Source organism: Acinetobacter sp. AG1 (assembly GCF_001005525.1).
GTDB lineage: Bacteria > Pseudomonadota > Gammaproteobacteria > Pseudomonadales > Moraxellaceae > Acinetobacter > Acinetobacter modestus.
This window is the reverse complement of sequence record NZ_LBMZ01000107.1, coordinates 39,424-64,920: the sequence shown is the minus strand read 5'-3', so window position 1 is coordinate 64,920 and position 25,497 is coordinate 39,424. Positions and strand designations below refer to the sequence as shown.

General features: G+C 39.8%; 23 protein-coding genes. 20 read left to right on the top strand and 3 right to left on the bottom strand.

The window, feature by feature from the left end; genetic code table 11:
- Nucleotides 1-54: 54 nt before the first annotated feature.
- Nucleotides 55-342 (bottom strand): DUF1330 domain-containing protein, encoded by a 288-nt coding sequence (locus AAV96_RS07900; RefSeq protein ID WP_046738915.1) that lies wholly within the window; start codon nucleotides 340-342, stop codon nucleotides 55-57.
- A 56-nt stretch (nucleotides 343-398) separates the two neighbouring features.
- Nucleotides 399-1,061, bottom strand: coding sequence for a GntR family transcriptional regulator (locus AAV96_RS07895; protein WP_004660958.1), 663 nt, complete (start codon nucleotides 1,059-1,061; stop codon nucleotides 399-401).
- Nucleotides 1,062-1,214: 153 nt separating this feature from the next.
- On the opposite strand from AAV96_RS07895, the gene AAV96_RS07890 reads away from it, so the two are divergent.
- From AAV96_RS07890 to AAV96_RS07835, 13 genes are all read left to right on the top strand, one after another.
- The gene (locus tag AAV96_RS07890) at nucleotides 1,215-1,817 is read left to right on the top strand and encodes an amino acid synthesis family protein (protein WP_046738914.1); all 603 of its coding nucleotides are present in this window, start codon (nucleotides 1,215-1,217) and stop codon (nucleotides 1,815-1,817) included.
- Nucleotides 1,786-2,577, top strand: a complete 792-nt coding sequence (locus AAV96_RS18135) for an alpha/beta fold hydrolase (protein WP_046738913.1) — start codon at nucleotides 1,786-1,788, stop codon at nucleotides 2,575-2,577. The genes AAV96_RS07890 and AAV96_RS18135 overlap by 32 nt, the downstream gene beginning before the upstream one ends.
- A 30-nt stretch (nucleotides 2,578-2,607) precedes the next feature.
- Nucleotides 2,608-3,540, top strand: coding sequence for a flavin-dependent trigonelline monooxygenase reductase component (gene tgnA, locus AAV96_RS18130; RefSeq protein ID WP_004660963.1), 933 nt, complete (start codon nucleotides 2,608-2,610; stop codon nucleotides 3,538-3,540).
- A 2-nt stretch (nucleotides 3,541-3,542) separates the two neighbouring features.
- Nucleotides 3,543-4,580: a flavin-dependent trigonelline monooxygenase oxygenase component gene (tgnB, locus tag AAV96_RS07875; protein ID WP_004660965.1), complete on the top strand. Its 1,038-nt coding sequence runs from the start codon at nucleotides 3,543-3,545 to the stop codon at nucleotides 4,578-4,580.
- 10 nt (nucleotides 4,581-4,590) lie between these two features.
- Nucleotides 4,591-6,060: a (Z)-2-((N-methylformamido)methylene)-5-hydroxybutyrolactone dehydrogenase gene (gene tgnC / locus AAV96_RS07870; protein WP_046738912.1), complete on the top strand. Its 1,470-nt coding sequence runs from the start codon at nucleotides 4,591-4,593 to the stop codon at nucleotides 6,058-6,060.
- A gap of 314 nt (nucleotides 6,061-6,374) precedes the next feature.
- Nucleotides 6,375-7,775 (top strand): purine-cytosine permease family protein, encoded by a 1,401-nt coding sequence (locus AAV96_RS07865; RefSeq protein ID WP_046738911.1) that lies wholly within the window; start codon nucleotides 6,375-6,377, stop codon nucleotides 7,773-7,775.
- A gap of 25 nt (nucleotides 7,776-7,800) precedes the next feature.
- Nucleotides 7,801-8,970: a hypothetical protein gene (locus AAV96_RS07860; protein WP_046738910.1), complete on the top strand. Its 1,170-nt coding sequence runs from the start codon at nucleotides 7,801-7,803 to the stop codon at nucleotides 8,968-8,970.
- A gap of 147 nt (nucleotides 8,971-9,117) precedes the next feature.
- Complete coding sequence (locus AAV96_RS07855; protein WP_046738909.1) at nucleotides 9,118-10,575, top strand: NAD-dependent succinate-semialdehyde dehydrogenase; 1,458 nt, start codon at nucleotides 9,118-9,120, stop codon at nucleotides 10,573-10,575.
- Complete coding sequence (locus tag AAV96_RS07850; protein ID WP_004660972.1) at nucleotides 10,572-10,958, top strand: carboxymuconolactone decarboxylase family protein; 387 nt, start codon at nucleotides 10,572-10,574, stop codon at nucleotides 10,956-10,958. The genes AAV96_RS07855 and AAV96_RS07850 overlap by 4 nt, the downstream gene beginning before the upstream one ends.
- 292 nt (nucleotides 10,959-11,250) lie before the next feature.
- Nucleotides 11,251-12,951 (top strand): NAD-dependent malic enzyme, encoded by a 1,701-nt coding sequence (locus AAV96_RS07845; RefSeq protein WP_046738908.1) that lies wholly within the window; start codon nucleotides 11,251-11,253, stop codon nucleotides 12,949-12,951.
- 217 nt (nucleotides 12,952-13,168) lie between these two features.
- Entirely contained in the window at nucleotides 13,169-13,279 is a 111-nt protein-coding gene (locus AAV96_RS18125; RefSeq protein ID WP_087543379.1) for a hypothetical protein, read from the top strand.
- A gap of 299 nt (nucleotides 13,280-13,578) precedes the next feature.
- Entirely contained in the window at nucleotides 13,579-14,646 is a 1,068-nt protein-coding gene (locus AAV96_RS07840) for an amidohydrolase family protein (protein ID WP_046738907.1), read from the top strand.
- A 9-nt stretch (nucleotides 14,647-14,655) separates the two neighbouring features.
- On the top strand, nucleotides 14,656-15,495 hold the full coding sequence (locus tag AAV96_RS07835; protein WP_046738906.1) for an SDR family NAD(P)-dependent oxidoreductase: 840 nt from the start codon (nucleotides 14,656-14,658) through the stop codon (nucleotides 15,493-15,495).
- Between the two features lie 82 nt (nucleotides 15,496-15,577).
- Here the strand turns inward: AAV96_RS07835 and AAV96_RS07830 are convergent, their stop codons facing one another.
- Nucleotides 15,578-16,000 carry an Lrp/AsnC family transcriptional regulator gene (locus tag AAV96_RS07830; protein ID WP_004660976.1) on the bottom strand — a complete coding sequence of 141 codons (423 nt, stop codon included), beginning with the start codon at nucleotides 15,998-16,000 and terminating at the stop codon, nucleotides 15,578-15,580.
- A 226-nt stretch (nucleotides 16,001-16,226) separates the two neighbouring features.
- Here AAV96_RS07830 and AAV96_RS07825 point away from each other — a divergent pair, with 226 nt between their 5' ends.
- From AAV96_RS07825 to AAV96_RS07795, 7 genes are all read left to right on the top strand, one after another.
- Nucleotides 16,227-17,501, top strand: coding sequence for a Glu/Leu/Phe/Val family dehydrogenase (locus tag AAV96_RS07825; RefSeq protein ID WP_155757114.1), 1,275 nt, complete (start codon nucleotides 16,227-16,229; stop codon nucleotides 17,499-17,501).
- Between the two features lie 79 nt (nucleotides 17,502-17,580).
- Complete coding sequence (locus AAV96_RS07820; RefSeq protein ID WP_004660979.1) at nucleotides 17,581-18,786, top strand: aspartate aminotransferase family protein; 1,206 nt, start codon at nucleotides 17,581-17,583, stop codon at nucleotides 18,784-18,786.
- Between the two features lie 22 nt (nucleotides 18,787-18,808).
- Nucleotides 18,809-19,852, top strand: a complete 1,044-nt coding sequence (astA, locus tag AAV96_RS07815; RefSeq protein ID WP_046738905.1) for an arginine N-succinyltransferase — start codon at nucleotides 18,809-18,811, stop codon at nucleotides 19,850-19,852.
- Entirely contained in the window at nucleotides 19,852-21,321 is a 1,470-nt protein-coding gene (gene astD, locus AAV96_RS07810) for a succinylglutamate-semialdehyde dehydrogenase (RefSeq protein WP_046738904.1), read from the top strand. The genes astA and astD overlap by 1 nt, the downstream gene beginning before the upstream one ends.
- A gap of 32 nt (nucleotides 21,322-21,353) precedes the next feature.
- Nucleotides 21,354-22,694 carry an N-succinylarginine dihydrolase gene (astB, locus tag AAV96_RS07805; protein ID WP_004660985.1) on the top strand — a complete coding sequence of 447 codons (1,341 nt, stop codon included), beginning with the start codon at nucleotides 21,354-21,356 and terminating at the stop codon, nucleotides 22,692-22,694.
- A 34-nt stretch (nucleotides 22,695-22,728) separates the two neighbouring features.
- Nucleotides 22,729-23,703, top strand: coding sequence for a succinylglutamate desuccinylase (astE, locus tag AAV96_RS07800; protein ID WP_046738903.1), 975 nt, complete (start codon nucleotides 22,729-22,731; stop codon nucleotides 23,701-23,703).
- A gap of 262 nt (nucleotides 23,704-23,965) precedes the next feature.
- A complete protein-coding gene (locus AAV96_RS07795; protein WP_161794026.1) occupies nucleotides 23,966-25,360 on the top strand; it encodes an amino acid permease in 1,395 nt (464 codons plus the stop codon).
- The last annotated feature ends 137 nt before the right edge of the window (nucleotides 25,361-25,497 follow it).

Genomic DNA, 25,497 nt, shown 5'->3' with positions numbered 1-25,497 from the left:
TTTCAAATGTATCGTTGAATAAGAAAAAGAAGAGAGGTGATCTCTCTTCTTTGATCAATCTAGACCTTCAACAATACTAATCATGACTTCGGCACAATTTTCACGAGCAAGCCTTGCTTTAGTATATTCTTCAGAATCATAACAAGCTTGTGCAGTTGCCAAATCAGAGAATTCAATAATCACATGGCGTTGAAACTGCATACCTTCCATACAGATTGATTTTCCCCCTCTAGCAAGGAATTTAGCACCATATTTTTCAAATGCTAAGGGAGCTAATGCCATATATTCTTTGTACTGTTCCATATCGTGAATGGTGACATGTGCAATCCAGTAAGCAGACATTTCCTTATCCTTTTATTTCTAAATTAAAAAAACCATTTTAGTTACAGATTGAGGCACTAAGCATTCAAAATATTTTTTGCAACCGCAGCAGCTTCAGCAATATGTTCAGCCACGGCTTGTTTTGCTTTTTCAGGATCTTGGTGCAGATAAATTGCTTCGCACATATTTTTAATACGTTGATAGCCAGAAATTTCTCGCTTCGTCGATTTCATGGTCATTGCACGAAGACGACTAATTCGACCATTCAAACGTTGTACTACTTCCCAAGCAATATGATGTTTTGCAGTGGTAAAAATAGTTTCGTAGAGTTTTGAAGAGGTAGAAATAATTAAATTAATGTCATCTGCTGCAAAGGCTTGCTCAAGTTCAATCAATAATACTTTCAGCGTTTCTGTTGTTTGAGCAGTTAGGTTTTGGGTGCAATCCGCAACGGCACTTTGTTCGAGTAATAGTCGAATTTCATAAATTTGTGATGCAATTTCCCAATCCAATAATGAAACAATTGGGCCTTTGTTTGGCAGAATTTCAACTAAACCTTCTGCTTCTAAATAACGAATGACTTCACGTACAACAGAGCGACTTACTCCTAATTCTTCGCACAAGCTTCTTTCGACTAATCTTTTTCCAGAAGGGAAATAGCCTGTAATGATCGCGTTACGTACTTTATTCAAACAAAGCTCACGTAAAGTCACAGGTGGATTTTCAATTTTAAGATTCATAGATGATTAATCTTTCCTGATTTTAATAAGTCAAAATTTTGTTACATGTTTCTAGCTGAAAATTAGCATACCAAACTCTTGCTTTTTTTTCATTATGTATTATGGTATACCATAATACGAATGCAAAAATAAATTCACTCGCAAGGAAATGCCATGAATCTAATCCGTAAAACAGTTCTTCATGTTGAAACGACTTATGTCGATGGCGATAAAGAAGCAACAAAACCGCTAAAAATGGTGGCTGCTGCTGCTGTGATCAAAAACCCATGGGCTGGTCAGGGTTATGTCGAAAACCTAACACCTGAGATTCGCCGTATTGCTCCGATTCTAAGTGAGCATTTAACTCAACTGATTCTTGATGAAGTCGGTTCAGGTGAAGCGGTAGAAGCATTTGGTAAAAGTGCGGTCGTAGGTTTGAATGGTGAGCTAGAGCATGCATCAGCCCTCATTCATACCTTACATTTTGGAAATAAATATCGTAATGCGGTCGGGGCTAAGTCTTATCTCGCTTTTAATAACACGCGTGGTCCAGCGAATGCTTCGATTCTTGTTCCAATGATGGATAAAAATGATGAAGGCCGCCGTTCTCATTATTTGACTCTTCAATTTGCAATTCCAGATGCACCTGCTGCCGATGAAATTGTGATTGTAATTGGTGCAGCGACAGGTGGACGTCCACATCATCGTATTGGCGATCGTTATCAAGATTTGGAAGAGTTAGGTCATGATCTCAAAAACCCTGCAGCTGTCAAATAATCGGATTGCTCATTATTTTGAGCAAGGAGAAGGAGAGCCTTTGGTTCTCATCCATGGTGTAGGTATGCAAGCAGCCGCTTGGTATCCACAAATCGAATATTTCTCGAAACATTATCGTGTGATTTCGGTGGATATGCCAGGTCATGGAAAAAGTACAAAACTTGCGGATGATGCACCTTTAAAAGCATTTGTTGATTGGGCGATCGAATTTATTACAGCATTGAATTTAGGTGCAGTGAATTTGGCAGGTCATTCGATGGGTTCATTGATTACGACAGGAGTAAGCGCAACTCGTCCTGATTTAGTCAAACGAATGGCGGTGTTGAACGGTGTATACAAGCGGACAAGCCAAGCTCGTGATGCTGTTGTGAATCGTGCAGAAGAGTTAAAAACAGGTCATATTGACGTTGAAACACCACTACAACGCTGGTTTGGTAACAGTGAAGCAGAACAAATTGCTGCTGGAAAAGTCAAGTCTTGGTTGGAAAATGTGGACTTGTCTGGATATACCACAGCGTATGCGGCATTTGCACATGGCGATCAAATTTATGCAGATGACTGGAGCAAAATTCAGTGTCCAGCACTGGTTTTAACTGGAACTGATGATCCAAATTCAACAGCAGAAATGGCAGTACAAATGGCAAGCCAAGCGAAAAATGGCACCGCTATTGTGATTGAAAATGAGCGTCATATGGTGAATTTGACTGCACCAGACCAAGTAAATATTGCAATGCAGGCATGGTTAGAAACCCAAGTCTAAATTGCCACACATTGATGAAGGAATATGACAATGAGTGAAATGGATAGTGTTAATAAAATACGCGAACTACGTGATGCCTTTGGCTCATTTATGACTGGCGTAACCGTCGTAACCACCTGTAAAGATGATGGAACACCATTAGGCTTTACTGCAAACTCTTTTGCTTCGGTGTCTTTGGACCCAGCTTTGCTGCTGGTCAGCATTGCCAAGACATCAAGCAATTATAATAACTTTGCCAATGCTTCACATTTTGCAATTAATATTTTGGCAGAAGAGCAAAAAGATGTTTCGAATACTTTTGCTCGCCCAAGTGACGATCGATTTGCAAATTTAGCATGGACAAAGAGCGCATCTCATAACCCTGTCATTGATCAAGTCAGTGCTTGGTTTGATTGCACGACGTATCAAGTTGTAGATGCAGGTGATCATGCGATTTTAATTGGTAAAGTTGAAGATTTTGGCTCAGCAGGCTTTGCTGGTTTAGGGTATTACCGTGGAGCTTATTTCACACCTGCCAAATCATCTACTGATGTGATTTCGAGTATGAAAGTCATGATGATGGCATTGATTGGACATGAAAATCAGATCTTGCTTGAACAGACACAGGATCAAAAGTGGACATTGCCACATTTGATGGTTGAAAAAGACGGTGCAGAAAAAGCACTGGAAAAAATCTTTGCAGCTTATCAACCAGAAGCATCACCAAGCTTTATCTATTCTGTCTATGATGATGTGACCACCCAGCAGCAATATATTGCATTTTTATGTAATACCCCGATCGCACATGCAACCAAAGGTCAATTTGTTGATTTAAATGATTTAGAACAACTGACTTTTGTGGATAGCGCTTTAGAAAGTATGTTGATGCGTTATCGTAAAGAAAACCACCTCAAAACCTATGGTGTTTATTACGGTAATCAAATTAGCGGTACGGTTCGTCAAATTGTTAAAGAGGAAGTTTAACTATGCGTTTTTCATTATTTGTACACATGGAACGTGTTTCTGATCAACAAACGCAGAAGCAGCTCTATGATGAGATGATTGAACTTTGCCAGATTGCCGATCAAGGCGGTATGCATGCGATTTGGACTGGTGAACATCATGCAATGAATTTTACCATTGCACCTAATCCATTCATTAACTTGGTTGATATTGCCAATAAAACTAAAAATGTACGTTTGGGCACGGGTACAGTTGTTGCGCCATTTTGGCATCCAATTAAATTGGCAGGTGAAGCTGCTATGACGGATATCATTACCAATGGTCGTTTAGATATTGGCATTGCACGTGGTGCTTACTCGTTTGAATATGAGCGTATGGTGCCTGGTATGGATGCATGGAGTGCGGGTCAGCGTTTACGTGAAATGATCCCAGCGATTAAAAACCTGTGGAAAGGTGATTATGAGCATAATGGTGAGTTTTGGCAGTTCCCAAAAACTACTTCTGCGCCTCAACCGTTACAACAGCCGTATCCACCGATTTGGGTAGCAGCACGTGATCCAAATAGCCATGAATTTGCGGTGCAAAACGGCTGTAATGTACAAGTCACACCATTACATTTTGGTGATGATGAAGTTGAAAAACTAATGGGACATTTCAATACCGCGTGTGAAAAGTTTGCTGATATTCCTCGTCCTGAAATTATGTTATTGCGTCATACCTATGTCGCTGATAGTGAAGAAGATGCTCAATTAGCAGCAGATGAAATCAATACATTCTATAACTATTTTGGCGCATGGTTTAAAAATGAGCGTGAAATTACGCAAGGTCTAATCGCACCATTGAGTGATGAAGAAATTGCAGCTCATCCATTTTATACGCCAGAAGCCATGCGTAAAAATAATGTGATTGGTCAGGCGCAAGAAGTGATTGATCGCTTAAAAGCGTATGAAGCAATGGGTTATAACGAATATTCATTCTGGATTGATACAGGAATGAGCTTTGAGCGTAAAAAAGCATCGTTACAACGTATGATTAATGAAGTGATGCCTGCATTTGCATAGGAGAGAAGACATGACTTCTCAATTCCAGTTGTATATCAATGGTCAATTTGAGGATGGTGCTGCACAATTTGACAGCATCAATCCTGCGACAGGGCAAGTTTGGGCGAAAATGCCTGAAGCACGTACAGATGAAGTCAATCGTGCAGTTGCCGCGGCATCTCAGGCTCTGCAAGATGCGGCTTGGGCAGGTTTAACCGCCTCACAGCGTGGAAAGTTGTTATATAAACTTGCTGATTTAATCGAAAAAGCTGCACCGCAATTGGCTCAATATGAAACCAGTGATACAGGTAAGATCATTCGTGAGACGTCGAGCCAAATTGCTTATGTAGCTGAATATTATCGTTACTATGCAGGGATTGCAGACAAGCTCGAAGGTAGCTATTTACCGATTGATAAACCAGATATGCAAGCATGGACCATCCGTGAACCAGTAGGTGTCATTGCTGCGATTGTTCCGTGGAATAGCCAATTATTTTTGTCTGCAGTTAAAGTTGGTCCAGCATTGGCGGCAGGTTGCAGTATTGTTTTGAAAGCCTCTGAAGAGGGACCAGCACCTTTACTTGCTTTTGCGCGTTTGGTACACGAAGCAGGATTTCCAGCAGGTGTGGTGAATGTTATTACAGGTTTTGGCCCTGAATGTGGTGCAGTTTTAAGTAGTCATCCAGATGTTGCTCATGTGGCATTTACTGGTGGTCCAGAAACAGCACGCCATATTGTGCGCAACTCTGCTGAGAACCTTGCCAAAGTATCGTTAGAGTTAGGTGGAAAATCTCCTTTTATTGTATTTGCAGATGCTGATTTACAGAGCGCAGTAAATGCACAAGTCGCAGCGATTTTTGCAGCAACAGGGCAAAGCTGTGTTGCTGGTTCACGGTTGCTGGTTGAAGACAGTATCAAAGATGAATTTGTTCAACGTTTGGTTGAGCGTGTGCAAAGTATCAAGATTGGTTTGCCTGATGATATGGCAACTGAATATGGCCCTCTGTGCACCTTGCGCCAACGTGAAAAAATTGAGCAAGTCGTTGCTCGCTCGATTCAGCAAGGGGCGAAATTATTGGCAGGTGGGAAAACGCTTGAAAGAGCAGGTTATTACTATCCACCCACAATTTTAGACTGTAGTGATGTACCACAAGCTGATTGCGTCATGACCGAGTTATTTGGTCCTGTCTTGTCTGTAGTGAGTTTTAACACTGAAGCAGACGCGATTCAAAAAGCCAACAGTACGCCTTATGGACTCGCAGCTGGTGTGTTTACCAACAATTTAAGCCGTGCGCATCGTATGACCAAAGCAATTCGTTCAGGGATTGTTTGGTTGAATACCTATCGCGCTGTTTCTCCACTTGCACCTTTTGGTGGGCATGGTCTATCAGGACATGGTCGTGAAGCTGGCTCAGATGCGGTGTTGGACTATACCACCACCAAAACTGTGTGGTTACGTACCTCAGATCAACCGATTGATGACCCTTTTGTGATGCGTTAATACATCACAACAGTCATTAGGATTTAAATTTCAAGGATGAAAAGATGACGCAGTTGAATTTCAAAATCACATAAATCTGATCAAGGCATACGTAAGATAATATTCGTTGAGCTTCAAGAGCCTCAACAAGGTTTCCTTTATCTTTTTTTGCCATTTCTTTAACTAAAGTTGATGTGATTCGTCTGTAAAAACAAGAGAAATAAGGGTCAGGTCATCTGGATATGGCGCTGATCAGGCAGGTTGTGAAACCTAAGTTTACTCTCACAAATATTTGATATTGAGGAAAATGAAGTCCTCAAAGAGAGATTAAGGATATGAGCCAAAATGAAAATAGTGCTTTTGCCATTGAAAGCAATTCAATTGATTACGTTGATCCATCTCAACGTCACGGAAAAGTACGTGATCTATTCACGCTCTGGTTTTGTACCAATATTGCACCCTTAGCTGTAATTACTGGTGCAATGTCGATGCTAACGTTTAACCTCAGTTTGATAAGTGCGCTAGTAGCGATTTGTTGTGGCCATTTCTTTGGTGCAGCAATTTTAGCTTTAACTTCTGCTCAAGGACCTCAAGTCGGCATTCCCCAGATGATTCAAAGCCGAGCACAGTTTGGGCGTTATGGTGCATTATTAGTCGTATTATTTACAACACTGATTTATCTCGGTTTCTTTATTTCCAACATTATCTTGTCAGGTAAAACCTTACATACCGTCGTTCCTGCAATCCCTGTTCCAACTGCGACGGTGATTGGTGCAATTGCAGCAACGACCATTGGGGTAGTGGGTTATCATCTAATCCATAATTTTAATAAAATTGGGACATGGTTGATGGGCGGTTCATTGCTGATCGGCTTATTGATTATGTTGCCACAAATTAATGCTGAAGTACTTGCCAAAGGCTCATTTAACCTAAAAGGTTGGTTTGCCATGTTTGGTCTATGTGCAGTTTGGCAAATTAGTTTTTCACCTTATACCTCAGACTATTCACGTTATTTACCTAAGTCGATTGGGATTTTTAAACCATTTATCTTCACTTACTTGGGCGCTTCGCTTGGAACAATCTTTGCGATGGCATTTGGTACAGTAGCGGTGAGTATTGGTTCTGGTACCGATGCGATGGAAGCGGTGAAATCGGGTACAGGTATTTTCGGTTCGATTCTGATGATTTTATTCCTTTGTAATATCATCGGTCACAATGCCATGAATTTATATGGTGCAGTTTTATCATGTATTACGTCGATCCAAACCTTTGCAGGTCAATGGATGCCAAGTAAGAATGTCCGTATTATTTTGTCGATTATGGTCTTAATCCTCGCTACGTTTACAGCACTTTGGGCATCAAGCAACTTTATTAGCTTCTTCCTAAACGTCATTTTTGCCTTACTATTTATTTTAGTGCCTTGGGTATCGATTAACCTATTGGATTTCTATGTGATCAATAAGAAATCTTATGATATTCAGTCGATCTTCGCACAAGATGGTGGCATCTACGGCAAATTTAATGGCAAAGCTTTAACTGCATATTTCATTGGAATCGTGGTTCAAATCCCTTTTCTTACCAATGCATTTTTTACAGGTCCATTCGCAAACGTCATTCAGGATGTGGATATTTCTTGGGTAATCGGATTGGTGGTGAGTTTTGTTGTGTACTACGTCTTTAATCTCGAAAAGATTAAAGGCAGTAGCCCAGCACTCAATGTAAAAGCGCAACATTAAACATGCTTAGAATGGAATCGATGACATGAAAAAAAGTTATTTACAACTCACATTGGCAACTGCATTAACCAGTATGATTACACCAAGTTATGCAGGAATTAGTTTTGGCGACAGCAATGCCGATTCAGGTAAGTTAACGGTTTCTGGTTATGTACGCGCCAATTATCAAGACAAAGATTACGGTGAACCTGCTTCAGAACATAAGATCCGTTTTGATGCTGCACAACTAAAACTCGATTATGAACGCGGTAAACTATTTGGACATGCTGAATATCGTTGTTATCAATACGATACGCTGTGTGATTTTTCAACCTTGATCGATGCGTATGCAGGTTATCATTTAAATGAAACTGATCAGGTTGTGGCAGGAATGCAAGCTATTCCATTTGGACCAGCACGTTTCTGGGGCAATAGTTTGTACGGTGGTATCAATACTACAGCAGGTTTAGAAGATGTTCATAATTTAGGTTTAAACTACCATTTTGAATTGCCAAGTGCGACCAAATTTGATGTCGGTTATTTTGCGGCAGATGCGGGTCACTATGAAGGTACTACCAAGGACTCTGGTCGCTATACTGCGAATTATGTAAGTTCTGATGACATTACCAAAAGTGATATCGAAGAGAAAAACATGTGGGTTGGACGTATTACCCAAGATATTGATCTGGGTGTAAAAGGTTTAACTACACAAGTCGGTGCTTCATATTGGACTTCAGAGATTGACAATAAAACCACATCACAAACGGGTCGACGTAATGCGTGGGCATTATTTAGCAAAATCAATTATGGCAATCTAGGTCTGACCTTAACGGGGGGTAAAAATGATGTCAGTAATAAAGACGTCATTGATTCAACTTCATCTTTGATGGGTTCATATGACAGCGAATATTATGTTGCAAACAAAGCGACTTACTATACAGCTGATCTTGGCTATACTTTTAAAGATGTTAAGCAAATTGGCAATATCACGCCGTATTTTATGCACAGTCGGTACAATAAGGATTTGGCTGGTTCTCAAGATTCAACCCGTAATATCCTTGGTGTTTCAATCGACCATAAACAGATTTCTTTGGTCGCAGAATACATTATGAGTCAAAATGATCCCTTCATTGGTGGTACTGAAAAATCACTGGCAGTTGGGGATGATGGTCAATGGAATAAGTTACTCAACTTAACGCTATTCTATTACTTCTAAAATCAGCTATAACATTCGGGCAACCGAAAAATTTTTTCAAGATTTATTTGGTATGCCATAATACGGGTTTAGTTAATATCAGAACATTGATACTGTTTTGTAAAATGTTCTGTGTATTAATGCCGAAGTCTAAATAGGATAATCAGTATGCAACTTAATCAATTGCCATTATTTCATCAACAAGCCTTTGTTGCTGGACAATGGTGTGATGCCGATAATCAACAAACTTCTGATATTTATAATCCTGCAACACAAGAAGTGATTGGTACTGTACCGAATATGGGCAAGGCAGAAGCCGAACGCGCAATTCAAGCAGCAGTTGCAGGTTGGGCAGCATGGAAAAATAGAACGGCAAAAGATCGCTCAACAGTTTTAAAAAAATGGTTCGATTTGATGGTTGAAAATGCAGATCAACTTGCATTTATTTTGACTAGCGAACAAGGAAAACCTTTAGCAGAAGCGAGAGGTGAAATTTTATATGCTGCTAGCTTTGTTGAATGGTTTGCTGAAGAAGCAAAACGTGTTTATGGTGATATTGTTCCCAGTCCTTATCCAGATGCACGGATTATCGTGAGCAAGCAATCGATTGGTGTTGTTGCAGCAATCACGCCGTGGAATTTCCCTGCGGCAATGATTACTCGTAAAGTTGCACCTGCTTTGGCTGCGGGTTGCCCTTGTATCGTTAAACCTGCGCCAGAAACCCCATTTACGGCATTGGCTTTGGTCGATTTAGCGATTCAAGCGGGTGTACCTGCTGAGATTTTCAGTGTCATTACAGGTGATGCAGTCACGATTGGGGATGCAATCTTTGAAAGTGATGATGTACGGAAATTTACTTTCACAGGTTCAACACCCGTTGGAAAATTACTATATCAACGTTCAGCGCAAACGCTGAAAAAAGTTTCATTAGAATTGGGCGGTAATGCACCTTTTATTGTCTTTGATGATGCAGATTTGGATGCTGCAATCGAAGGGGCATTAATTGCTAAATATCGCAATGCAGGACAAACCTGTGTTTGTGTGAATCGCTTTCTTGTTCAAGAAGGAATTTACGAAAAATTCATTGCTGCATTAAGTGAAAAGGTCAATGCTTTTGCAATCGGCAATGGTTTGGATGTTGGGAGTGAAATTGGTCCATTAATTAATGCCAATGCAGTGAAAAAGGTTGAAGCTCACGTCGCTGATGCCTTAGCTAAAGCAGGTCGTTTGGTCGCTGGTGGTAAACGTCATAGTGCAGGTGAGTTATTCTATGAACCTACCATTATTGCTGATGTCACCGCTGAGATGGATGTGGCGACTCAAGAAACATTTGGTCCATTGGCTGCTGTATTCAAGTTTGAAACTGAACAACAAGCCATTGAAATGGCAAATGCGACGGAATTTGGCTTAGCGGCCTATTGTTATACCAAAGATTTAGGACGCGCTTGGCGGATGAGTGAGCAGCTTGAATACGGTATGGTTGGAATCAATAAGGGCTTAATTTCCAATGAAGTCGCACCATTTGGTGGAATCAAACAGTCGGGCTTAGGTCGTGAAGGTTCAAAATACGGGATCGAAGATTATCTTGAAATCAAATACACCTTATTTGGGGGATTGAATGCATGAGTAATGAAAAATTTGAAAAAGGCTTAGCCATTCGTAAACAAGTGTTGGGTGAAGCTTATGTCAATAATTCGATCAACAATGCTGATGATTTTAATTTGCCTTTACAAGAGTTAGTTACAGAGTATTGCTGGGGGGCAGTTTGGGGGCGAGAGGAACTGAGCAAGCCTGAGCGAAGCTTAATCAATCTTGCCATGATTTCTGCGCTTAATCGTCCACATGAGTTGAAGCTTCATGTCAAAGGTGCTTTGCGTAATGGTGTACCTAAGGAAAAAATTCGTGAGGTGCTGCTACAAGTCGCAATTTATTGTGGCGTACCGGCAGCCGTAGATAGTTTTCGAATTGCTAAAGAAGCGATTCAGGAATATGAACAAGAAAATAACTAATTGAACGATTGAGCAAACATTACACAGCATGCTGGTGATGTTTGCTTAAGTGATTTCATTTTGGCTCTTCGCTCTTATAGTGACATACCAATTGTTACGATTGTTACGGTTAGAATGGATATAATTTAAACAGAGTATTTATTTTCTAAATAACCAATCACCTTTTATATACTGAGATATATGCAGCTTTAGGTGTCTATTGGTGTAAATTATGCACTTCGTTTAAGGTGATTTTAATTCCATCTTGAGCAAAGAAAATTTGATATTTGATAGATCATCGAAAGAGTAAGGTATGCCCGCAAATCCTAGTAAAACCCAAAAACCTTTATATATTCCCTATGCTGGGAACGCTCTTTTAGAACTTCCACTCTTGAATAAAGGTTCAGCTTTTTCGACTGAAGAGCGTGAGCAGTTTAACTTGCATGGACTGATACCTAACAATATCGAAAACATCGAAGAACAAACGCAACGCTCTTATCAGCAATACTTATCATTTGACAATAACTTGAATAAGCATATTTATTTAAGAAATATTCAAGACACAAATGAAACACTTTTTTATAATTTATTGAGTCAGCATTTAGATGAAATGCTACCCATTATTTATACACCAACCGTCGGCGAAGCTTGCCAGCGTTTTTCTGATATTTATCGTCGTCATCGTGGGATTTTCATCTCATATGCTGAACGTCAATACATCGATCAAATTATTCATAATGTGAATAAGAAAAATGTCAAAGTGATTGTTATTACCGATGGTGAGCGCATCCTTGGTTTAGGTGATCAGGGTATTGGCGGTATGGGAATTCCAATTGGAAAATTATCTCTATATACCGCATGTGGAGGTATTAGTCCTGCCTATACGTTACCAATTACAATAGATGTTGGTACCAATAATCAAGAATTACTCAATGATCCAATTTACATGGGATTGAAGCAACCTCGAATCAGAGGGGAGCAATATTACCAATTTGTCGAACAGATTATTTCTGCTGTGCGTGAACGTTGGCCGAATGTGTTGATACAGTTTGAAGATTTTGCCCAAATTAATGCAATGCCATTATTGACTCAATATCGAGATAAAATTTGCTGCTTTAATGATGACATTCAAGGAACTGCAGCAGTTACAGTTGCTAGTTTAATTGCTGCATCTAGAGCACTTGGTAAACAACTTAAAGATCAAACCATTACTTTTGTTGGTGCTGGTTCAGCAGGATGTGGTATTGCTGAACATATCGTTAGACAAATGATGGATGAAGGTTTGAGTGATCATGAAGCCCGTTCACGTATTTTCATGGTTGATCGCTTCGGTTTAATGACTGATCAACAGCCCAATTTACTCGACTTTCAACAAAAACTTGCAACACCTGTGAATGCAATTTCAGAATGGGAATATTCAGGACAAGAGATTGCTCTACTTGATGTCGTAAAAAATGCTAAACCAAGTATTCTGATTGGTGTATCTGGGCAAGCAGGTTTATTTAGTGAAGAAGTGATTAAAACTTTGGCTAAATATTATAAGCATCCGATTGTTTTGCCATTATCTAACCCGACTTCTCAAGTAGAAGCTCAGCCAAAAGATATTATTGAATGGACACAAGGTGCTGCAATCGTTGCGACAGGTAGTCCTTTTGCACCAGTATATTTCCAAGGTAAAACTTATACGATTGCTCAGTGTAATAATTCTTATATTTTTCCAGGAATAGGCTTGGGTGTTATTGCATGTGGTGCAAATCATATTAGTGATGCAATGTTGATGGCTGCAAGTACAGCATTGGCAGATTGCTCACCGCGTTTAAAAAATCCAGCTGCAGATCTATTGCCAAATATTAATGACATTCATCAAGTCTCCAAATTCATTGCTTTTAAAGTTGCAAAAGCTGCTATGGCAGATGGATTAGCAGTACCGATGAGCAATGATGTGCTAAAAAATGTGATTGAAGATAATTTTTGGACACCTGAATATCGAAATTATCGCCGAGTTACTTTTTAATTGAGCCAGATCTATCTGATTGATGAAATGTAAATGTAATTCTGTAATCTAGAACAAAACAAAGCAAAACCTGACTGATCTTGAATGATCTTTCAGGTTTTTAGCTTATTATTTCTCTCATAAAACTATCTGTTATATTTTTTTTATAAAATCTGTATCTACCTTTATCATCTGTATTCATTCAAAGTATAACGAAGTTGATACGAATGGGCTAAATATGAGTTTTTTAAAAAAGAAAAATAATGCGAGTTTCGTATTTTTTATTATCACACTCTATGCTTTTATCGGTTTTGGGTTAGGCTACATTATTTGGGAATATTTTCTTTAAAATCAGCTTCAAGCCTGATTTATAGCACTGTTTAGCTATTGATTTAATACAGCAAATTTAAGCTTGCGAATCTGTTTCGCTACGATGATTAACATCTACTAGATGCTGCTTCTGTTATATTCATCCAGCCATTCAAAATAATGAATAATATTCATAGCTCTGCATTAGAATAAATCATTTTATTCATAGATTTTTGTTCTGTACTCTAAAAATAAGCCGTATTTTAAAAATTAAATAAATGATGATTTGGGACGATGATCATCACATGTTCATCTTTTGAAATAATAAAGAGTATCGGAATGAAAAAACTCGATTTTGCAATTATAGATCCGCATATCCATCAATGGGATCCATACCATACTCCACATTCTGCTGCCTTGTTGGTTAAAGCTTTAGGGAATTATCCGCGTGTGATGGATAAAGTTGTGCGATTCGTTAAACCGAAGCCACTTTTAGACACGCTAGGATTAACTGAATATGCGTTGAGTCCTTATCTCCCTCAAAATTATTATGAAGATATGGGACATCATACGATTGAAAGCGTAGTACATGTCGAAGCAAATTGGCATCATCATATAGGCTTTGGTGTTGTCGAAGAAACCAAATGGATTCAACAATTAAATTTTAAAGACCAAAATTTAAAGCTAGGTGCAATTATTGCCACTGCTGATCCGCGAGATCGAAAATTTAAACAGATTTTAAAAGCACATCAAGATGCCAGCCCTCTATTTAGGGGTATTCGTAAAATGGCTTCTTGGCATGAGGATTCTGGTATTTATCGTTGGTGTGATCAAGCACATTTATATCAGTCTAAAAAATTCCTTAAAGGCTTTGAACAACTTGCCAAAATGGATTTATCTTTTGATGCGTGGACTTATTCAACACAAATTTCAGAAATTACAAAATTAGCGAAACAATTTCCTCAAACAGCTATAGTCGTTGATCATTTGGCAACACCAGCAGGACTTTTTGGCCCTATTGGCAAAAAAACTGGTCAAACACCTTCACAACGTGCCGCCATTTTCCAGCAATGGCAGCATGATTTGGCAGTTTTGGCTGAGCAGAAAAATGTCTATGCCAAGATTTCGGGACTGATGATGCCCGTGTTGGGACACCGATTTTATCAACAATACCGTACTGCAACCGTCTATGAAATGGTGAATTTATTAACACCATTGATTCAACATGCAATACAGGTATTTGGCCTAGATCGAATCATTTTTGCTTCAAATTTTCCTATGGATAAAGCAAATACAACGCTAAGCGATTTGATCCAAGCTTATATTGAAATGATTACACCTTATGGTGATCAAGCGATGTATTCCATTTTTAGACAAAACGCTGCCAATTTTTATCAATTAAATTAGAGTCATCATATGAAAAGTTTTAATCAAAAGGTTGCTGCAATTACGGGTGCAGGTTCTGGAATCGGTCAACAACTTGCAATTTTATTAGCTCAGCAAGGCGCTGATTTAGCTTTGAGCGATGTGAATGATCAAGGTTTAGCTGAAACATTATCTTTAGTAAAACAGTATCCTGTAAAAGTCACTTTAACCAAACTAGATGTTTCTCATCAGCAAGCTGTACGTGAATGGGCGGAGAATAGTTTCAAAGATCATGGCAAAATCAATTTGATTTTTAATAATGCTGGCGTTGCATTAGCAAGCACCGTAGAAGGTATGAGCTATGAAGAAATGGAATGGATTTTTAATATTAATTTTTGGGGTGTTGTCTACGGCACAAAAGAGTTTTTGCCTTATTTAAAGCAAAGTGGTGAAGGGCATATCATTAATATTTCTAGTTTATTTGGACTCACTGCTCAACCTTCTCAAAGTGCTTATAACGCAACAAAGTTTGCAGTGCGTGGTTTTACCGAATCATTACGTCAAGAATTAAATATGCAAAACAATGGTGTCAGTGCGACTTGTGTGCATCCAGGTGGTATACGAACCAATATTGCTAATAGTGCTCGTATGAGTGACAGTATCCGTTCTTTGGGTATGAATCCGGCCAAGGCTAGTCGATCATTTAATAAAGTCCTGAAAACTCCACCTGAAGAAGCTGCAAAAATCATTTTAGATGCGGTCAAACATGACAAAGCTCGAATATTGATTGGGAATGATGCCAAGATTTTAGATTTGATTCAGCGGATTACACCAACTCATTATTCTCAAGCATTGGATTTTTTAACCAAAAAAACTTTGAAAAAAAGTTAAAATATTCTTCAATCTAAGGATGCTCATTTAATTAGTGTGAGCATCCTAGTTAATTCATTTTAAGGTGAATTATCATCTATCATTATGTTTTATATGTAGAAAGTAAAATGCTGGTTTCACTATTATAAATACCTGAAATATTTCGAATTCGTTCGAGTGCTTTGTCAAAGTTTTCTAAACTATCGGACTGTAATTCAACCAAAATATCCCATTTCCCGTTTGTAGTATGCAGGCGTTCAACGGCTGATTCTAGGCGTAATTCACGAATAACCGCTTGCGCTTTGGTTCCTTCCACCATGATATTCATCCAAGCACGGATAATATTTTTTTCCACATTTGGGCGGAAGCGTACAGTATATCCCGTGATGATGCCCGTCGATTCCATATATTCAATTCGCTTTTGTACCGTTGCTCTTGATACACGCGTTTTTGCAGCCAGATCTGTAATTGAGATCCGGGCATTATCTTTGAGTAAACCTAAGATAATATGATCAATATTGTTCATTTTGATACTTACTATTAGCAAATTGATAAAAATTAATTCATTTTAATCATTATAAAGAATTTTGTGAATCAATTTGATTCTTAATAATAATCAATATACGAAGCCCCAAACATTTTTTTCGAATGAATCAAGAGATCTATGTTGACACGGAACGATGGGGTAAGCGGAAACCTTTGCAGTAAGGGAATCTGTAGATAACAGGGACAATTGATTAATTAAGGAAAAGATGATGTCTTTATCATATGCGGCTCAAAATGGTAGTGCTTGGCAAACCTTTCTCACTCAAGTAGATCGTGTAGCACCTTATTTGGATGCCGACCTCAGCAACTTTGTCAACACACTGAAAACTCCAAAACGTACGCTAATTGTTGATGTGCCAATCGTGATGGATGATGGCACAATTCGTCATTTTGAAGGCTATCGTGTACAGCACAATCTCTCTCGTGGTCCTGGTAAAGGTGGTATTCGTTATCACCAAGATGTTGAATTGAATGAAGTCATGGCGTTATCAGCATGGATGACCATTAAAACTGCGGTGCTTAATCTCCCATTTGGCGGCGCAAAAGGTGGTATTCGTGTTAACCCTAAAGAACTTTCAACACGTGAATTAGAGCGTTTAACTCGTCGTTTTACCAGTGAAATTAGCCCAATTATCGGCCCACAAATTGATATTCCTGCACCTGATGTTGGTACTAACGCCAATATCATGGGTTGGATGATGGATACTTATTCAAGCATTAAAGGTCACACGGTTACAGGTGTTGTGACTGGAAAACCTGTGCATTTAGGTGGTTCATTAGGACGTGTTCGTGCAACAGGTCGTGGCGTATTTGTTACAGGTATGCAAGTTGCAGAGCGTATCAAATTACCTATCGAAGGTAGCAAAGTTGCGGTTCAAGGCTTTGGTAACGTAGGTAATGAAGCTGCTTATTTGTTTAATCATGCAGGTGCAAAAATTGTTGCTGTGCAAGATCACACAGGCACAATTTTTAATGCTGAAGGTTTTAACGTAAAAGCATTACAAAAGCATGTTGCTGAACAGGGTGGCGTGAAAGGTTTTGCTGAAGCTACTGTGATCTCGGATGAAGAATTCTGGGATGTCGATATGGATATTCTGATTCCAGCAGCATTGGAAGGTCAGATTACGGTTGAACGAGCACAAAAACTCAAAGCGAAAATTGTTCTTGAAGGTGCAAACGGACCAACTTATCCAGAAGCAGATGATGTATTCGTTAGCCGTAACATTACTGTAGTTCCTGACGTAATTTGTAACGCAGGTGGTGTAACCGTCAGTTATTTTGAATGGGTTCAAGATATGGCGAGTTATTTCTGGAGCGAAGACGAAATTAATGAACGTCTCGACAAGCTGATGATTCAAGCCATGAGTGATGTGTGGAATACCGCAGCGCAAAAGGAATGTAGCTTGCGTACAGCAGCTTATATTTTAGCGTGTGAACGTATCCTCAAAGCTCGTAAAGAACGCGGTATTTTCCCGGGATAAACCATCCATAAAGTTAAAGCAAACGGCTCATTGAATATTCAATGAGCCTGCATATCAAAACAGGAAGTGAGTAAATAAAATGAGCGAAGTCGCAATTACACGTAGCAATTTTAATGATTGGATGGTGCCTGTTTTTGCTCCAGCAAATTTCATTTTGGTTCGTGGCGAAGGTTCTCGTATTTGGGATCAAAATGATAAAGAATATATCGATTTTGCAGGTGGTATTGCGGTTAATGCTTTAGGTCATGCCCATCCAGTTGCGGTAAATGCTTTAACAGAACAAGCTCAAAAACTTTGGCATATTGGTAATGGTTATACCAACGAGCCAGTATTACGCCTTGCAAAACAATTGGTTGAAAGTACATTCGCTGACAAAGTATTTTTCTGTAACTCTGGTGCAGAAGCGAACGAAGCAGCATTAAAACTGGCACGTAAAGTCGGTTTACTCAGTGGCAATCCAAATAAAAATCATATTGTTGCATTTAAAAATGCATTCCACGGTCGAACTTTGTTTACCGTAACAGCAGGTGGGCAACCTAAATATTCTCAAGATTTTGCACCTTTACCTGGTGGAATCGAGCATACGGCATTTAATGATTTAGATGCTGCTAAAGCTATTATTACTGAAAATACCTGTGCGGTGATCGTAGAACCGATCCAAGGTGAAGGTGGTGTGTTACCTGCTGACATCGAATTTTTGAAAGGCTTACGTGCGTTGTGCGATGAAAAAGGCGCTGTGCTGATTTTTGATGAAGTACAAACAGGCGTTGGTCGTACAGGTTCACTTTATGCCTATATGAATACAGGCGTAACTCCAGATATTTTAACGACGGCAAAAGCCTTAGGTGGTGGTTTCCCAATTGGTGCAATGATTACTACAGATCATTATGCCAACATGTATGCGGTGGGTGATCACGGTACGACTTATGGTGGTAACCCATTGGCTTGTGCTGTGGCTGGTGCGGTATTTGAATTTATTAATACACCAGAAGTTTTAGACGGCGTTAAAGAACGTCATCAATATTTCATCGATGCTTTGAATAAAATCAATGCTGAATACGGTTTATTCAAAGAAATCCGCGGTCAAGGTCTATTAATTGGTTGCGTTCTGAAAGATGAATATGCAGGCAAAGCAAAAAATATCGTGACCTTAGCGGGTGAAGAAGGCTTATTGGCGTTGGTTGCAGGTACTGATGTCGTACGTTTCACTCCTTCACTAATTATTCCAATGGAAGATATTGACGAAGGTTTAAATCGTTTTGCTCGTGCCTTAGCACGCCTCTAAATCTTGTTGTGAGCATCTAACCATGATGATTGTTAGACATGCAGCGCATCGGGACTTAGATGATATTTATCGTTTAGCGCAAAGAGCAGGAGAGTCGGGCATTGGCTTGACCTCCTTACCAGAAAACAAAGAAATCTTAGCTGAACGTATTACACGTACGACTCACACTTTAGCGGGCTTAACCGAAAAGTGTGAGGCAAGTTATTTGTTTGTTTTAGAAGATACCAGTATTCACAAAATTGTGGGTGTGAGTGCGATTGAAGTTGCAGTTGGTTTAAAAGAACCATTTTACAACTTCCGTGTAGCAAAACAGGTGCATGCCTCTAAAGCCTTAAATGTGTATAAGACTTTAGATACTCTTTTTTTAAGTAATGATCATACTGGTTGCAGTGAACTCTGCACTTTGTTCCTTGATCCTGAATACCGCAAAAACCAAAACGGTAAGTTTTTATCAAAAGTACGTTTTCTGTTTATTGCTGCCTTCCGTTCTTTCTTTGAAGAAAGATTGATTGCTGAGATGCGTGGTTTTTCAGATCAAAATGGACATTCGCCATTTTGGGATTCGCTCGGTTATCTATTTTTTAATATGGATTTTGCAGCTGCGGATTATTTAAGTGGTGTAGGACAAAAAGCGTTTATCGCAGAACTCATGCCGAGATTTCCAGTCTACGTTGATTTGCTGACCTCAGAGGCGCGTGCTGTGATTGCTGAAGTACATCCGCACACATTGCCTGCGGCAAAAGTGTTGATGTCAGAAGGGCTTAAATATCAGGGTTATGTGGATATTTTTGATGCAGGGCCAACACTGGAAGCCAATATCGCTGAACTACGTGCAGTCAAAGAGAGTCGTTTGCTCAACGTTAAAATCACTGAGCAAGTTGAAACGACAGAAACTCATTTTTTGGTTGCGAATGACCAATACCAAGATTATTGCGTGTTGTTGATCAATAACAAAATCACTGAAAGTGACACTTTGCAGATGACAGCAGCACAAGCACAAGCACTGAATATTGCTGAACACGATCAAGTACGCGTTTTAGCATTAGAAAAAATGGAGAAGAACTAATGTCACAAGGTGCATTATTAATTGATGGTGCTTGGATCCAAGGACAAGGAACCGCATTCAGTAAAACCAACCCTGTTAACAATCAGCAAATTTGGGCAGGTCATGAAGCCAGCCAAGCTGATGTTGAGCAGGCATGTCTTGCTGCTCGTCAGGCATTTCCTGCTTGGGCACGTATGCCATTAGAAGATCGTATCGCAATTATTGAACGTTTTGCGAGTCTACTTGAGCAGAATAAAAATGAATTGGCTCAAGTCATTAGTCAAGAAACCAGTAAACCACTTTGGGAAACATTGACCGAAGTGCAATCGATGGTTGGTAAAGTCGCGATTTCAATTCGTGCTTATGATCAACGTACGGGTTTCAGTGAAACTAGAATGCCAGATGGTATTGCTTCACTACGTCATCGTCCACATGGTGTTTTGGCTGTATTTGGTCCATATAACTTCCCAGGTCATTTGCCAAATGGTCATATTGTTCCTGCATTGATTGCAGGCAATACCGTAGTGTTTAAACCAAGTGAACTTACCCCTTGGACTGCGGAAGAAACGGCAAAGTTATGGCAGCAAGCAGGTTTGCCGAATGGCGTATTGAATATCGTACAAGGTGGGCGTAGTACAGGTGAGGCACTTGCTGCGGCTGAACAAATTGACGGTTTGTTGTTCACAGGCAGTGCCAATACAGGCTATCACTTGCATAAGCAAATGGCGGGCGCGCCTGAAAAAATCCTTGCTTTGGAAATGGGTGGCAATAATGCCCTCATCATTGACGAAGCAACTGATATTGATGCTGTGGTGAATTTAGCCATTCAATCGGCTTTTGTTTCGGCAGGACAACGTTGTACTTGTGCACGCCGAATCATTGTTAAGCAGGGTGCAAATGGTGATGCCTTCATTCAACGTTTTGTTGAAGTTGCGAAGAATCTAGTTGTTGGTGAGTGGAATGCTGAACCACAACCATTTATGGGTGGTGTGATTTCTTCTCATGCTGCTGAACAAATGTTAGTAGCACAAACTAAACTGATTGCTTTAGGCGCAAAACCATTATTAGAAATGACACGTCCACAAGCAGACAGTTCATTGTTGACCGCAGGTATTTTAGATTTAACACAGGTCGATGGTATTCCTGATGATGAATACTTCGGTCCATTGACGACGATTTATCGCTACAACACTTTTGATGAAGCATTAAGCATCGCCAATAACACTCGATTTGGTTTGGCAGTTGGTTTGGTTTCACCTGATCGAGATTTATTTGATCGTGTGTTGGTTGAAGCGCGTGCCGGTATTGTGAATTGGAATAAACCATTGACTGGTGCCTCAAGTGCAGCACCGTTTGGTGGAGTAGGTGCTTCTGGTAATCACCGAGCGAGTGCCTTTTATGCAGCAGATTATAGTGCTTGGCCAATGGCATCATTGGAAAGTGATAACGTGACGCTTCCTGCAAAATTATCACCGGGCATTGTGCTCTAAGACGGATCGCATCGGGACACATGGAGAATAAAATGTCTGGTTATGAAATCAATTTTGATGGTTTAGTTGGTCCGACGCATCATTATGCGGGCTTATCATTTGGTAATGTGGCTTCAACTAAAAACCGTAATAACGCATCAAATCCTAAGCTTGCGGCAAAACAAGGCTTGAAGAAAATGAAAGCCCTTGCAGACTTAGGGCTCAAACAAGGCGTGTTTGCACCTCAAGAGCGTCCGCATGTACCAACACTGCGTCGTTTAGGCTTTACAGGTAGTGATATTGATGTAATTGCGCAAGCCATGCGTACGGCACCTGCTTTATTATCATCATTGAGTTCAGCTTCATCGATGTGGACCGCGAACTCGTGTACGGTATCACCATCGGCTGACAGTGCTGACGGGCGGATGCATTTTACTGCTGCAAACCTAAATAATAAGTTCCATCGATCAATTGAGCATCATACAACGACTCGTATTCTTCAAGCGATGTTCAAGAATGATGTATATTTCGCGCATCACGAAGCATTGCCAGAAGCTGCTTTATTTGGCGATGAAGGTGCAGCCAATCATAATCGTCTAGGCGGTGCTTATGATCAGGCTGGCGTGCAAGTTTTTGTTTACGGTCAACAACAACTTGGTGGTACGGTTGCACCGCAAAAATTCCCTGCACGTCAAACACGTGAGGCGAGTGAAGCGATTGCACGTTTACATCGTTTAGATGCAAAGCGTACTGTATTTATTCAGCAAAATCCTGACGTGATTGATCAAGGCGTATTTCATAATGATGTGATCGCCGTGAGTAACCAACAGGTGTTGTTCCATCACCAACATGCATTTTTAAATCAATCTGCAGCCTTAGATGAAATTCGTCACAAGATGGCTGAAATTGAGCAAGATTTTATCTCGATAGAAGTCCCTGAAAGTCGAGTGAAGGTTGAAGATGCAGTTTCAACTTATTTATTCAACAGTCAAATTTTAACCCGTGCTGATGGTGGCATGAGCATTGTTGTACCAGAAGAATCTCGTCAAAACTCAGCCGTTTGGAGTTACTTGAATGACATGATTCAAATGGGAACACCAATTGACGACATTAAAGTATTTGATCTGCGTGAAAGTATGCGGAATGGCGGCGGACCTGCATGTTTAAGACTACGTGTTGCTGTAAACGAAGCTGAGTTGAATGCAGTCAATCCAAACTTGTTTATGAATGATGCTTTGTTCAAAACACTGAATCAGTGGGTGGATCAGCATTACCGTGATGAGTTAACGCAGGATGATTTGGCTGATCCAAGTCTATTAATTGAGAGCCGTACTGCGCTAGATGAACTCACTAAGATTTTAAATTTAGGCTCGGTTTATCACTTCCAAAGATAAAACAGCAAAGAACGGCTTTTAAGGATGAAAGTACATGGTTGATCTACTCGCGTTGACTTTAGCGCAACAGGCACCTGAGCAAATGAAGGGTGAAAAAGTTGAGTTTACATGGCAATGGCTAGGTGAAGGGTTACTGCAATGTACACCTAAAACAGCGTATAGAAAAACCATGGTGCTTTCTGCTGGAATTCATGGCAATGAAACAGCACCGATTGAATTATTGTCTCACATCATTAATGACCTATTTGCTCAGCATTTAAAATTAGCGGTGCGTGTACTGTTTGTTTTAGGTAATCCTAAGGCAATTCGACAAGGTGTTCGTTATCTTGAAAATGATATGAACCGAATGTTTTGTGGTGCATATCAGCAGTTAGCACGAGATGATGAAACGCATCGAGCAGCACAATTAGAACAGTGTACTTCAGAGTTTTTTCAGCAAAGTCAGTCTGAAGCACAGCGCTATCATTATGATCTGCACACTGCAATTCGTGCATCATTACTGCCTGTATTTGCATTATTTCCCTATCAAACACAGCCCTATGATGACTTCCTGATTCAAAGCTTAAATGCTGCGGATCTCGATGCTTTGGTCTATCACAATGCGGTTGGAAAAACCTTTACTCATTTTACTGCTGAACGTTTTCAGGCGGCGAGTAGTACCTTGGAGTTAGGCAAAGCTAAGCCTTTTGGTCAAAATGATTTATCTGAATTTGCGAGTACAGACCAAATGTTGCGTGCGGTTCTTGCAGAACAGATATTGCCTGTTCGAGCAAAGCACGCGATTCGCCAATTTAAGGTCATCGATTCAATATTAAAACAGAGTGATGATTTTCAACTGCAACTTAATGCCGATGCGCCGAATTTCTCTACTTTTCAGAAAGGTGAAGTGATCGCAACTCAGCAAGTGAGCAATTATGTTGCAAAGGATCAGCAAGTCTGGATCTTATTCCCGAACCCCAATGTAAAAACCGGACTACGGGCAGGATTGATTTTAAAGGAAATTAAATAGGATACATCGAACGGTTGTATGAGATGTAAACAAGGAATGAACTGAAACGGAGTTTGAATATGGATGTTCAGTAGAAAACAAAAGATCGGAAAAAATATCCATTGGATATTCATTTTTATGAAGTGGAAAGCAAGGACAGGTTGTCATAAAAAGATAGTTGGAGTGATCGTGTATGAGTAACAATAATGAAAAGTCATTTCTATCCGGGGAATGCCTGAGTGAGCAATATGTGCCCCAGCAAGACACATCCAGCCAATCAAGTATGTCATTATCAGGAGAAGTGGGTAAGCCCTTGAAACGTGCTATGACGAAACGTCATTTGGTGATGATTTCATTGGGCGGTGCAATTGGTACGGGGCTATTTTTAGGCTCAGGTGATGTCATTTCTCAGGCAGGCCCCATTGGTGCAATTCTCTCTTATTTTTTAGGCGGTGTGATTGCCTACATGGTGATGCTGTGTTTAGGTGAACTAGCAGTACAGATGCCTGTTTCAGGTTCATTTGGTGAATATGCCAGAACCTATATTGGACCAGGTACAGGCTATATGATCACTTGGTTGTATTGGTTGACCTGGACAGCAACATTAGGTACGGAGTTCACAGCTGCAGCTTTACTTATGCAGGAGTGGTTTCCTTCTATATCCATGTGGACATGGACTTTATTGTTTGCGGCACTGGTCTTTACGCTGAATGTGAGTTCCACTCGGTTATTTGCTGAATCGGAATTTTGGCTGTCTTTGGTTAAAGTGCTCACCATTATCTGTTTTATTGCATTGGGTTTAGCTGCGATTTTCGGTTTCATTCCTTACCACGGACATGAATCAGCACCGCTGTTTAGTAAATTGACCGAACATGGTTGGTTTCCAAATGGTATTTACCCAATTTTTGCGACCATGTTGATTGTGAATTTTGCATTCTCTGGTACAGAATTGATTGGGGTTGCCGCTGGCGAAGCTGAAGAACCTGCGAAAACGGTACCGAAAGCAATCAATGCTGCGATTTGGCGGTTGTTGATTTTCTTTGTGGGTACGATCGTGGTGATTTGTGCACTTCTACCTTATGAAATGGCTGGACTTAACGCGAGTGGCGTAAGTAATAGTCCGTTTGTAACTGTATTTAATTACATCGGTATTCCATATGCGGAAGATATTATTCGTTTCGTGATTATCACTGCACTATTATCGGCTGCCAACTCTGGCTTATTTGCTGCTTCTCGAATGATGTGGTCATTGTCAACGCAGAATCAACTCCCTAAAGTTTTTGCTAAATTGACACGTTCAGGTACGCCAATTATTGCCATTATTGTCACCATGTTCGGTGCAATTCCTGGTTTATTATCTGAACAATTTGCGCCTGAAACCATTTTCAAAAATTTATTAGGTGTTGCTGCTTTTACCATGGTTGTGGTTTGGATCTCAATTTGTGTGAGCCAATTTAATTTCCGTAGACAATGGATCAAATCTGGAAAAACGGTAAAAGATCTTAAATTTGCTGCGCCATTGTTTCCGTTGACACCAATTTTAGGTGGGGCATTCTGTGTCATTACCTGTATTAGTATGGTGGCAGATCCGTCAATGCAAGTTGGTTTTGTCTGCTGTGTTCTATTTATCATCGCATGCTATGCAAGCTACAATATCTTTTATAAAAACAAAGCTTAACTGTATAACTTAATCTTTCATAAAAGACGAATCTATACTCAGAATTTTTGAGTTAAGATTCGTCTTTTTTATTTTAGGAAATGATCATTTGGCTGTTTATATAATTTAAAAAAAACTTCAAATAGAGATGGTAAAAA